The 12,243-nt window shown below is 44.9% G+C and carries 11 protein-coding genes; 7 read left to right on the forward strand and 4 right to left on the reverse strand.

Features of this window, described 5'->3' with window-relative positions:
• Positions 1-3 precede the first annotated feature (3 nt).
• On the reverse strand, positions 4-609 hold the full coding sequence (gene cobO, locus R7E47_RS07425; protein WP_005380837.1) for a cob(I)yrinic acid a,c-diamide adenosyltransferase: 606 nt from the start codon (positions 607-609) through the stop codon (positions 4-6).
• 117 nt (positions 610-726) lie between these two features.
• Here cobO and R7E47_RS07430 point away from each other — a divergent pair, with 117 nt between their 5' ends.
• Positions 727-1,176, forward strand: coding sequence for a low molecular weight protein-tyrosine-phosphatase (locus R7E47_RS07430; protein ID WP_025767219.1), 450 nt, complete (start codon positions 727-729; stop codon positions 1,174-1,176).
• Between the two features lie 60 nt (positions 1,177-1,236).
• Here the strand turns inward: R7E47_RS07430 and R7E47_RS07435 are convergent, their stop codons facing one another.
• Positions 1,237-2,796: a SulP family inorganic anion transporter gene (locus R7E47_RS07435; protein ID WP_318084006.1), complete on the reverse strand. Its 1,560-nt coding sequence runs from the start codon at positions 2,794-2,796 to the stop codon at positions 1,237-1,239.
• A 332-nt stretch (positions 2,797-3,128) separates the two neighbouring features.
• Positions 3,129-6,110: a ribonuclease E gene (gene rne, locus R7E47_RS07440; RefSeq protein ID WP_318084007.1), complete on the reverse strand. Its 2,982-nt coding sequence runs from the start codon at positions 6,108-6,110 to the stop codon at positions 3,129-3,131.
• A 639-nt stretch (positions 6,111-6,749) separates the two neighbouring features.
• Here rne and rluC point away from each other — a divergent pair.
• Positions 6,750-7,694 carry a 23S rRNA pseudouridine(955/2504/2580) synthase RluC gene (rluC, locus tag R7E47_RS07445; RefSeq protein ID WP_021033985.1) on the forward strand — a complete coding sequence of 315 codons (945 nt, stop codon included), beginning with the start codon at positions 6,750-6,752 and terminating at the stop codon, positions 7,692-7,694.
• Positions 7,695-7,752: 58 nt separating this feature from the next.
• Here the strand turns inward: rluC and R7E47_RS07450 are convergent, their stop codons facing one another.
• On the reverse strand, positions 7,753-8,334 hold the full coding sequence (locus R7E47_RS07450) for a Maf family protein (protein ID WP_005380845.1): 582 nt from the start codon (positions 8,332-8,334) through the stop codon (positions 7,753-7,755).
• 149 nt (positions 8,335-8,483) lie between these two features.
• Here R7E47_RS07450 and yceD point away from each other — a divergent pair, with 149 nt between their 5' ends.
• From yceD to fabD, 5 genes are all read left to right on the forward strand, one after another.
• Complete coding sequence (gene yceD / locus R7E47_RS07455) at positions 8,484-9,008, forward strand: 23S rRNA accumulation protein YceD (protein ID WP_005387307.1); 525 nt, start codon at positions 8,484-8,486, stop codon at positions 9,006-9,008.
• Between the two features lie 59 nt (positions 9,009-9,067).
• On the forward strand, positions 9,068-9,238 hold the full coding sequence (gene rpmF / locus R7E47_RS07460) for a 50S ribosomal protein L32 (protein ID WP_005396978.1): 171 nt from the start codon (positions 9,068-9,070) through the stop codon (positions 9,236-9,238).
• Between the two features lie 10 nt (positions 9,239-9,248).
• On the forward strand, positions 9,249-10,274 hold the full coding sequence (plsX, locus tag R7E47_RS07465) for a phosphate acyltransferase PlsX (protein WP_017633846.1): 1,026 nt from the start codon (positions 9,249-9,251) through the stop codon (positions 10,272-10,274).
• A 5-nt stretch (positions 10,275-10,279) separates the two neighbouring features.
• The gene (locus tag R7E47_RS07470; protein ID WP_017821385.1) at positions 10,280-11,230 is read left to right on the forward strand and encodes a beta-ketoacyl-ACP synthase III; all 951 of its coding nucleotides are present in this window, start codon (positions 10,280-10,282) and stop codon (positions 11,228-11,230) included.
• 75 nt (positions 11,231-11,305) lie between these two features.
• On the forward strand, positions 11,306-12,229 hold the full coding sequence (gene fabD, locus R7E47_RS07475; RefSeq protein WP_005387313.1) for an ACP S-malonyltransferase: 924 nt from the start codon (positions 11,306-11,308) through the stop codon (positions 12,227-12,229).
• The last annotated feature ends 14 nt before the right edge of the window (positions 12,230-12,243 follow it).

The following is a 12,243-nucleotide window of genomic DNA, read 5'->3' on the forward strand; positions in this document are numbered from 1 at the left end:
GTGTTACCAATCGACGCCTTTGAGGGCTTTTACGCCAGATTCAAATGCGTGCTTTACATTTTTCACTTCAGAAACGGTATCGGCCATTTCAATCAGGGTTCGATGTGCGCCACGCCCAGTAATAATAACCGACTGCATTTTAGGTCTGTTGCTCAGTGCTTCGACCACTTCGTCTAAGTCGATGTAGCCGTAGCTCACCATATAAGTTAGCTCGTCAAATAAGATGACATCGATAGAGTCGTCTTGCAGCATGCGCTTACATTCTTGCCATACGCCTTGCGCTGCTTCGGTATCAGCGGCTTTGTTTTGAGTTTCCCACGTAAAGCCGGTTGCCATTACTTGGAATTCAACGCCGAGTTTCTCAAGTAGGTTGCGCTCACCGTTGTCCCAAGTACCTTTAATAAACTGCGCGACAGCACAATTCAAACCATGACCCACTGCGCGTGCGATCGTACCGAATCCTGATGTCGATTTACCTTTACCATTTCCGGTAATGATCAGTAGCAGACCTTTTTCCTCTTGAGCAGCAGCGATTTTTGCGTCTACCTGTTCTTTGACTTTTTGTTGGCGAGCTTTATGGCGTGCTTCTTTATTTTCTTCGATAGACATAATACTTCCTCAATTCCTTTTCGTGCTGTGCCCAAGCTAATTTGGGTTCATTGATTTATCTCGCTATGATAGACCAACATATCGTGAAGAAAAACCACCGATAATTCAGGGAATAAAATGAAGAAAATACTTGTTGTTTGTATGGGAAACATTTGTCGGTCACCAACTGGAGAGGCAGTGTTAAGAGCGAAAGCTCAAAAGCTAGGCGTTGAAGTAGAGGTTGATTCGGCAGGTACAATTGGCTACCACGCAGGAAACCGACCGGATTCAAGAGCGATGGCAGCAGGAAAGCAGCGAGGTTATTCTTTTAAAGGAATGCAAGCGCGCCAAGTCACCATTGATGACTTTGAAAAGTTTGACCTTATATTAGCCGCAGATAAAGCAAATTTGGCCGATTTATTGGATATTTGTCCGTTGAAGTATCGACACAAAGTATCGTTATTTTTAAGTCATTCTGAGTCAGGTTACGACGAAGTCCCGGACCCATATTATGGTGGGGAAGATGGCTTTGAACTGGTGCTTGATTTAATCGAAGAGGCATCAGACGCAATTTTGAAGAAGCTATAATCGCCGTGCTTGAAGACAATAGAAAAAGGGATGAGCTCAGCTCATCCCTTTTTATTCGTGTTAACCCGCTAGTATGTCGGTTGCGACTTTGTAGCTTGGGTCTTCCTTCACGTTAATTTCAACCAAGCTGCCAGCTTTGTCCAAAAGTTTACGACAATCTGGGCTTAGGTGACGAAGGTGCAGCGTTTTACCTTGAGCATTGTAACGCTCAGCCAGTGTTTCAATGGCTTCAATTGCAGAGTGATCTGTCACGCGAGAGTCTGCAAAATCGACAATCACATCTTTTGGATCTTCAGGCGCGTTAAACAACTCCAGGAAGTTAGCCGCAGAGCCAAAGAAAATAGGGCCGTGAATCTTGTACTCTTTTGAACCTTCCTCGTTTAAGCACGTGTCGGCATAGATGTGCTTAGCGTGTTGCCATGCAAACATTAATGCAGAAATGATAACACCAACCGCTACGGCAACAGCAAGGTCAGTAAGAACAGTAACAACGGTCACAAGAACAATAACGAAGAAGTCTTGCTTCGGTACGCGGCGTGCTAGCTTAAATGTTGCCCATTCGAATGTACCAATGACAACCATGAACATCACACCAACCAGAGCAGCGAGTGGGATCATTTCAATTAGCGAAGAAGCGAATAAGATAAACATCAATAGAGCGATAGCCGCAACGATACCAGATAGACGGCCGCGACCACCTGAGTTTACGTTGATCATCGACTGACCAATCATCGCACAACCACCCATTGCGCCAAACACAGAACACGTCATGTTTGCCATACCTTGACCGATACATTCGCGGTTAGATTGACCACGAGTATTCGTCATCTCATCTAAAACTGTCAGTGTTAGTAGAGATTCAATTAGACCAATGGCCGCTAGAATGATCGCGTATGGAAGAATGATTTGTAGAGTTTCTAGCGTAAATGGCACCGCCGGAATAGAGAAGGTTGGTAGTGAACCTGCGAGTGTTGCCGCTTCATCACCAGACATTGTACGCAGGAAGTCAACAACAGTACGAGTTTCCAGATCCAAACCAACCACTAAAGCAGTCACCGTTACGATTGCAACAAGTGAAGAGGGTACAGCCGTTGTGATTTTTGGTAGAAAGTGAATGATTGCCATAGTTAGCGCAACCAAACCAAGCATTAGTAGCATTTGGTCTTGTGGTAGCCAAGTAAGCATGCCGTTGATATCTGGCGCTTTAAACTGACCCAACTGAGCTAGGAAGATAACAATAGCCAGACCGTTCACAAAACCAATCATCACAGGGTGAGGCACGATACGGATGAACTTACCCAATTTAAACATACCAGCGGCAATTTGAAGTATACCAGCGAGCATGATGGCTGCGAATAGGTACTGGACACCGTGAGTCGCGACAAGCGAAACCATTACGACTGCCATGGCACCTGTTGCACCAGAGATCATGCCGGGACGACCACCGAAAATGGAAGTAATAAGACCAACGATGAATGCAGCGTAAAGACCGACCATCGGATCTACGCCTGCGACGAACGCAAATGCGACAGCTTCAGGAACCAATGCTAGCGCAACGGTTAAGCCTGATAGCACATCATTTTTTACGGAGTGCTTAGAAAATTGGGGAAATTCGAACATGTTTGTTTTTAAGTTCTCTTTGCAATGAGTTAAACCCGACACATATTCGTATTTGCACAAGCCACTGAGTGGTTGATTTCTAATCAAACATTGCAGTGTAAACCGTAGTATTAAAAGAGCAGCATCAGAATGGTGTCGAAAACTTGAGTCGGCGCATGCTACCGAAAAGTGTGATTAAGTTCAAGAATGATACGAATAATGGCGTACAAATGTGATCACGAATTGGTATTTATATGAACAATTTATTGGGCAAATATGAAGATAAAAAAGGCTACCAGATGGTAGCCTTTAATTTATTTATGCCGTTAAGCAGTTGAACGTAATGATTTAGCCTAGTTAAAGTTAGGCTTTGTCATCTCTGCTGATGCGCGGTTTTTAGCCACTTGGCTACCCGCACCTTTAGCTTGGTAACGTTCGGTTTTGAACGGTGCTGCTGCAACCGTGATTTCGCGTAGCTCTTGAGGGCCAGGTGCTTTCGTCATCGGTGCGCTAGCGTTTAGCTTAGCAGCAACTTTAATGGCTTCGACTTTAGGCTCTGGTTTATCTACTGGCGCTTCGGCTACAATCTCTTTTGCTGCTTCAACGATAGGCTCTACCGATGCTGTTTCTACTACTGCCGATTCAGCTTTTTCTGCGATTACTGTTTCAACAACAGGTGCTTCTACTACTGGAGCTTCCACTTTCGCTTCAACGGTTTCTTGAACCTTGTGTTCAACAACTGGCGCATCTGTTACGACAGGTTGCTCGCGACGAATAATCACTTTACCCATTGCCATTTCTGGACACGCAAAGCCACCTTGGATTGTAGGTACTGCTGCTACAGCTTCTTCCTTAACTCGCTCTTCCTTCTTAGGTGCTGGTTTCGGAATGTAACGTGGCATTACTTTACCCATAGCCATTTCAGGAGAAGCGACACCTCCCTTACGTAGGCGGAACGGGTTAGGGCGGCGATCACGGCCACGGCGACGACGCTGGCCGCTTGCACGCAGGTGACGTGGCGAACGACGATTACGACGTTGCTTAGACTCTGCTTGCTTGTTGTCTAGCTGTGCCTCTACCGCTGCTTCTGTTGGCTTTTCAACTTTAGCTTCAACCGTTTCTTGAGTCTTAACCGTTGTTTCTTCGGCTTTCTTCTCAATAGCTTCTTGGTCCTTAACGCGTACAGACTTGTTCAATTTGCGACGTTGGCGGCGCTCTTTCACTTTTTCTGCTTTCGCATTTTGCTGCTTCGGTTTGCTCTCTTCTGGTTTTGTTTCAGTACGAGCTTCCGCTGCTAGCTGCAGACCTTTTTCCGCTACTTTTGCGTTTGCTTTCTGCTCTTGGGCTTTATCTGCCTGTTGAGCTTTAGGTTTACGCTTTTGGTTACGGTTTTGCGGTTTATTTGTTTGTTGTTGAGCTTCGTTTTGCTCATTAGCCTGCTCATCACGAGGCTTACGACGACGTCGGTTATCGCGATTATCGCGCTGGTTGTTATTGCGACGACGATCGTTGCGATCACGTTTGTTACGTCGATTATCGCGATTTGGTTTTTTCTCTTCCTGAGGTTTCTGTTCTTCTTTTGTTTCTTCAGAACCACCGAATAGGAAGCTACCAAGTGCTTTAAACAGACGGCTGAACAATCCAGGTTTCTCTTCTTGTTCAACGTTTTGTTCTTTCTTCTTCGCCTCAGGAGCTGGTTTAGCTGCTGGTGCAGGTGCGGTTTGAGACGGAGCCGCAAAGCCTTTAAGAACTGGCTCTTCAATTCGTTTTGGTTTTACGTCAACTTCCGCTGGCTCTTTACCTTCCGCTTCTTTCATTGCTTCCAGTTTTTTAGGAAGTAGGTAAGAAATCAGATCGAACTCTTCACCTTCACGAACACGGATAACTTCGAAGTGCGGCGTTTCCATGTCAGAGTTTGGAACAACCGTAATCTTCACTTCTTGAATGCGTTCGATATGGTTAACTGAACGACGTTTTTCGTTCAACAAGTAAGAAGCGATTGGCACAGGTACAACTGCGAGAACTTGCGCTGTATTGTCTTTCAGTGCTTCCTCTTCGATTAAACGAAGTACAGAAAGTGCTAGAGATTCGTTGTCGCGAACGACTCCAGTACCGCTACAGCGAGGACAGATGTGGTGGCTTGCTTCTGCTAGAGAAGGGCTTAAACGTTGACGTGACATCTCCAACAAACCAAAGCGAGAAATACGACCGATTTGTACACGAGCGCGATCAAGACGAACGGCTTCACGTAGACGGTTTTCTACTTCTCGTTGGTGGCGAACAGGTGTCATATCGATAAAGTCGATAACCACTAAGCCACCCAAGTCACGTAGACGTAACTGGCGAGCAATTTCGTCGGCTGCTTCTAGGTTCGTGTTTAGGGCTGTTTCTTCAATATCACCGCCCTTGGTTGCACGAGCAGAGTTGATATCGATAGACGTTAGTGCTTCGGTTGGGTCAATAACAATAGAACCACCGGATGGCAGACGCACTTCACGTTGGAAAGCTGATTCAATTTGGCTTTCAATTTGGTAGTGGCTGAATAGTGGAACTTCGCCTTCATATTTCTTAACGCGGTTAAGGAAATCAGGGCGCACCAATTGAATGTGCTCTTTTGCACGTTCGTAGATGGTGTTGCTGTCAATTAAGATTTCGCCAATATCACGACGCAAATAGTCACGGATTGCACGAACGATAACGTTACTTTCTTGGTGGATTAAGAATGGAGCAGGGTTCGAGTCCGCTGCACCTTTGATTGCACCCCAGTGGTTAAGTAGTACATTCAAATCCCACTCAAGTTCTTCAGCACTCTTGCCAACGCCAGCAGTACGTACGATTAGGCCCATGCCCTGAGGCAGTTCCAAAGTACTTAATGCGGCTTTTAGTTGAGTACGCTCGTCACCTTCGATTCGACGAGAAATACCGCCAGCACGAGGGTTGTTAGGCATCAGAACAAGGTAACTACCAGCAAGAGAAATGAAAGTAGTAAGAGCTGCGCCCTTGCTTCCACGTTCTTCTTTTTCCACTTGAACGATAACTTCTTGGCCTTCCGTTAGCACTTCTTTAATGCTTGGACGACCTTGGTAGGTGTAACCTTCAGGGAAATATTCGCGGGCAATTTCTTTGAGAGGGAGGAAACCGTGACGCTCGGCGCCGTAATCAACAAATGCGGCTTCTAAGCTTGGTTCGATACGTGTGATACGTCCTTTGTAGATATTCGCTTTTTTAGATTCATGACCTGGACTCTCGATATCAAGATCGAAAAGTCGCTGGCCATCAACCAGAGCGACACGCAACTCTTCTTTTTGAGTTGCGTTAATTAACATTCTTTTCATTGAAAATTCTCGTTGTCTTTTCTTTTATATCTTTCTTGTCGACTTGCCACTGTTTTTTCGCTCTTTCACGGTGCCTGATCCCATGGCTTGTATTTTGCAGCCTCCCGGCTGGAAGGGGATGCTCTCGGGCACTTCAGTCATCACAAGCCTCTTGTGGTTTCTGTTGGAAACGTAGACTTGTGACCCGCTATTTGGGCGGTAGGTACTCAACGTGAATATGCGAGGAGTAGGGTGGCAAGAGTGTTGAATTCGATGTGTCTCACGCCAATGCTGCACTCGACCTTCAACGATCTACTCACATTGCTTGAGGATAAATGATTGGTAATGAATAAAATGTAACCAAACCTTCCTTAGCAGCTGTGAACTATAGCAGTGCGCGTGGCTATCAGCAATCTGCTTTCACGCAAACGATAGAAAATTTGCCGCTAAACTCAAAATTTCTAATTTATAACTGGCTGTTTCATAAGCAATTGAGATGTGCAAACTGTTCAGGACAGAAAACAAATTGAGAACTTGATTGAGAGTTTTAATAATTTAAACAAAAGCTTGGCGAAATTTAGACCAGTATGTGCCACCGAGTGTTTCTTTTACGACAAGAATAATGTGAAGTCGCACGAAATTGAGTTTACAATACCGCCCATGAACGAAATAAGAACAAAAGTCCAGTTCGTCGACATCGACGAAGATATGGCGGGTCAGCGCATTGATAATTTTTTGCGCAACCAATTAAAAGACATTCCTAAAAGCATGATTTACCGAATTGTGCGTAAGGGCGAAGTGCGCGTAAATAAAAAGCGTATAAAAGCAGAGTACAAGTTAAAAGCAGGCGATCTCGTTCGTATTCCACCGGTGACCGTCGAGAAAAAAGATGACGATGTCGCACCAAGTACGAAACTTAACAAAGTCGCTGAGTTGGAAAATATGATTATCTTCGAAGATGACCATATGTTGATTCTAAACAAACCATCTGGCACCGCTGTGCATGGTGGCAGTGGTTTAAAGTTTGGTGCGATTGAAGCGCTTAGGGCTCTGCGTCCTCAAGCTCGCTTTCTTGAACTTGTGCATCGTATTGACCGTGATACTTCAGGGATTTTGCTGGTTGCTAAGAAGCGTTCTGCACTTCGTCACTTGCAAGCCCAGTTTCGTGAAAAGACAGTAAAGAAGTTTTACTTAGCTCTTGTCATGGGGCAATGGAAAAGCAGTTGTAAGGTTGTGAACGCGCCACTGCTCAAAAACGAAGTGAACAGTATTGTTCGTGTTAACCCTAATGGTAAGCCGTCAGAAACGCGTTTTAAGATTTTGGAAAAGTTCGAACAAGCTACATTGATTCAGGCGAGTCCGATTACTGGTCGAACTCACCAAATACGAGTTCATACGCAATACACTGGTCACCCAATCGCTTGGGATGATCGCTACGGTGATCGTCGCTTTGACGCTTACACAGGTCAAGTTGGTTTAGATCGTTTGTTCCTACACGCGGCAAACATCAAGTTCCAACACCCATCAAATGATGAGTGGATGGAAATCAACGCACCGATGGAACCGAAACTAGAAAAAGTGTTGGCGGGTTTAAGAAACGCGTAACCATGTTTTCCTCGCGGATGCAAAAGGGAGCCTGTGGCTCCCTTTTATCGTATTTGGGTTAAAGGACATCGAGTCCTTGAACATGCAACATATCAATCAAATCAATCAATGGTAGTCCGACAAGTGTGTTCGGGTCTTTACCAACTAATTTCGTAAACAAACAAATTCCCATGCCTTCGCTTTTAAAGCTGCCTGCGCAGTAAAAAGGTTCTTCCCTGTCGACGTAGCGTTCGATTTGTTCAAGCGTTAAATCTCTAAAGTGCACCTCGAAAGAATCAAAGCCGACTTCTGTATGGTTTGTCACGGTGTTATGTACCGCAAGACCAGTATAGAAAGTGATGACTTTTCCACTTTGAGCCAAAAGTTGATTTATCGCGTTATCTCTATTTAAAGGCTTGCCAACGATTTCACCATTAATGACACAAACTTGGTCACTGCCGATAACTAAACTTGCTTTATCCGTCTGGCAAGATATTGCTTTCTCTTGGGCCAGTCTCTGCACAAGTTCAGTTGGCGTTTCTTGGTCAAAAGGTGTTTCATCGCAATCAGGTGATAAACAAACGAATGGTAGTGAGAGCTTTTCAAGCAGTTGTTTACGAAAAGGGGAGGTTGAGGCTAAAACCAGTTGGTAATTTTTCATTTTGAATTACAATTCGTGGGAGCATTTCCAATAGGATAATAGATCAAAAATGATTCTGGCTAATGCTCTGTATGTTAAGCGTAAAAAAGTACAACTTTTTTGCCTTTTTCTTTGACTAATTTTGATTTGGAAGATAATATTCGCGCCCTATGCAAAAGGTAAAAATACCGCGAACGGTTGACCCAGCTAAAGCTGCACAGAAACGATTGGATTACGATGGCATCATCCAAGCTAGTCTTTTCAAGCGCTTAGTGGAAACAACTGAAGGCGTAAAACGCGACGCAGAAGTCTCATTGTCATTTGGGATGGATGAACAGCGACTCGTTGTTATCTCTGGTAAAGCTAACATCGAAGTCGATTTAGAGTGTCAGCGTTGTAATGAGGTATTCGCACATGAGTGCGAAGTTGAATTCCTTTCTACTCCTTACTACGGTGAGAAAACAGAACAGGAAGCACCAGAAATTTATGATTTGGTAGATCTAAATGAATATGGTGAATTAGACCTCATACAACTTGTTGAAGACGAGTTCATCTTAGCATTACCTCAAATTGCGATGCACGATGAAGCGGATTGTAGCGTTGATTCAAATAACATGGTTTTTGGTGAGATTCCTGAAGAAATTGAGGAAGAAAAACCGAATCCATTCGACGTTTTGAAAAGTCTGAAAAAGTAATAGGTGTGGTAGCCGATTCTTCTTCAGGTTTTTAACCCAATAGTATAGGAGTAGGGTCAATGGCCGTACAGAAAAACCGTAAAACTCGTTCTAAGCGCGGTATGCGTCGTTCACACGATGCGCTAACTACAGCTGCTCTATCTGTAGACGCGACTTCTGGTGAAACTCACCTACGCCACAACGTAACTGCTGAAGGTTACTACCGTGGTCAAAAGGTTATCAACAAGTAAGGTTGAACCTTTGCAAAGTATTACCGTTGCACTTGATGCAATGGGCGGGGATTTCGGTCCACGCGTAACAGTGCCTGCCGCCGTGCAGGCACTGTCTCATTTCCCAGAGCTAAAAGTGATTCTTATTGGTGATCAATCTCTGATCACGTCTCAATTATCTCAACTCGGTACCTCGACCAGTTCCCGCTTGACTATTCTTCACAGCGAGAAAGTTATCTCGAACTCAGAAAAACCTTCATTGGCGTTACGTAATAGCCAAAATAGTTCTATGCGTATGGCTATCGATTTGGTTTCTGAGCAGAAAGCGGATGCTTGTGTTAGTGGTGGCAACACCGGTGCATTAATGGCACTATCGCGTTTCATTCTTAAGTTACTTCCTGGCATTGAACGTCCTGCTTTAGTTTCCGCTTTACCGACGATTACCGGAAAGCGTACTTGGATGCTGGATCTGGGGGCGAATGTATCGTGCGATGCTGATAGCTTGTTCCAATTTGCTGTAATGGGCAGTGCATTAGCTGAAGAACACTTGGGTCGTCCTCCTCGCGTTGCTGTACTCAATATTGGCGCAGAAGAGATTAAAGGTAACGATTTAGTCAAACGTTGCGCAGAAATGCTTTCTCAGACCGATGCGATTAACTTTGTCGGTTATATTGAAGGTAATCAAATTTTGCATGATGTTGCGGACGTCATTGTTTGTGATGGATTTGTCGGCAACGTATGCTTAAAAGCCAGTGAGGGAACAGCTCAACTTTTTATCGAAAAAATTAAAACCAGCATAATGGCATCAACGATAAAGGGTTGGATAGCTAGAAAGTTGTTTTCTAGGCTGTTTAATGAACTAAAAACACTGAACCCCGACCAGTATAACGGCGCAAGTTTGCTAGGATTGCGCGGCATTGTCATAAAAAGCCATGGAAGTGCGGATGTATCTGCGATTGTCAATGCACTTGGCGAGGCAGTACACGAGGTCAAACGACAAGTACCAAGCCGTATTAGCGATCGTTTGGAAGCGGTTTTACTCGAGAGGCATTATTAGTCTTCATGTATAGCAAAATTTTAGGTACTGGCAGCTACCTGCCATCTCAGGTGCGTACAAACGCAGATCTAGAGAAAATGGTAGATACAAGTGATGAGTGGATCGTTGCTCGCACGGGTATTAAAGAGCGTCGAATTGCTGCAGAAAACGAAACTGTAGCAGACATGGCATTCTACGCAGCTGAAAACGCTATCGATATGGCGGGTATTGATAAAAACGATATCGACCTGATTATCGTAGCCACAACGAGCAGTAGCCATACTTTCCCTTCATCTGCGTGTCAGGTGCAGGCAAAGCTTGGCATTAAAGGTTGTCCAGCTTTTGACTTAGCCGCTGCTTGCTCTGGTTTTGTGTACGCATTATCTGTTGCAGACCAACATATCAAATCTGGTATGTGCAAAAACGTACTTGTGATTGGTTCAGATGCTTTGTCTAAAACGTGTGATCCGACAGACCGTTCAACCATTATCCTATTTGGTGATGGTGCCGGAGCCGTTGTCGTAGGCGCTAGCCAAGAGCCTGGCATTATCTCTACCCACATATACTCGGATGGTCAATTCGGAGAGCTTCTAAGCCTACCTGTACCTGTGCGGGGGCAAGATGCGGATAAATGGCTTCATATGGCTGGGAACGAAGTATTCAAAGTCGCTGTAACTCAGCTATCGAAACTAGTAAAAGATACGCTTGAAGCCAACAACATGCATAAGTCTGAACTAGACTGGCTAGTGCCGCACCAAGCGAACTACCGCATTATTTCAGCGACAGCGAAGAAACTTTCGATGTCACTAGACCAAGTCGTGATTACACTTGATAAACACGGCAACACATCAGCTGCGACGGTGCCAACAGCACTAGATGAAGCGGTACGTGATGGTCGTATTAAACGCGGTCAAACTCTGCTTCTTGAAGCGTTTGGCGGCGGATTCACTTGGGGCTCGGCCCTTGTGAAGTTCTAAGTTTCACAAGAATTCAAAATTTAAGGTGCACTTGGTGCATCTTATTTCTTTTTACTTTGCTTAAAGGAAAACAACATGAGCAAGTTTGCTATCGTATTTCCAGGTCAAGGTTCTCAAGCTGTAGGTATGCTTGCAGAACTAGGCGAACAATATGACGTAGTAAAACAAACATTTGCAGAAGCATCTGACGCACTAGGTTACGATCTATGGGCGCTTGTTCAAAATGGACCTGCAGAAGATTTAAACGAGACTTTCCGTACTCAACCAGCTTTGCTAGCTTCATCTGTTGCAATCTGGCGTGTATGGCAGGAACTTGGCTTAGAGCAACCAGCAAACCTAGCCGGTCACAGCCTAGGTGAGTACTCAGCACTTGTATGTGCGGGTGTTATCGACTTTAAAGAAGCCATCAAGCTGGTTGAATTACGTGGTCAACTTATGCAAGAAGCAGTACCAGCTGGTACTGGCGCAATGTACGCGATTATCGGTTTGGCTGATGATGCGATTGCAAAAGCGTGTGAAGACGCAGCGCAAGGCGAAGTGGTCTCTCCAGTAAACTTTAACTCGCCTGGTCAAGTCGTTATCGCTGGTAGCAAAGACGCAGTAGAGCGAGCTGGTGCGCTATGTAAAGAAGCTGGTGCGAAGCGTGCGCTTCCTCTTCCTGTTTCAGTACCTTCACACTGTGCACTTATGAAGCCAGCAGCGGAAAAACTTGCTGTAGCTCTTGAGTCTATCGAATTTAACTCACCACAGCTGCCAGTTATCAACAACGTTGATGTGGTTGCTGAGACAGATCCTGCAAAAATCAAAGATGCGCTTGTTCGTCAGCTACATAGCCCAGTTCGTTGGACTGAAACAGTTGAACTGATGCACGAACAAGGCGTAGAAAATCTTCTTGAGCTTGGTCCTGGTAAAGTTTTAACAGGTCTAACAAAACGTATCGTGAAAACGCTAACTGCAGCAGCAGTGAATGATATCGCATCGCTAGACGCTGCGAAGTAATCCATCAAGCGATA

Origin of the sequence: Vibrio sp. Vb1026, assembly GCF_033338745.1 — a bacterium.
Classification (GTDB): domain Bacteria; phylum Pseudomonadota; class Gammaproteobacteria; order Enterobacterales; family Vibrionaceae; genus Vibrio; species Vibrio alginolyticus.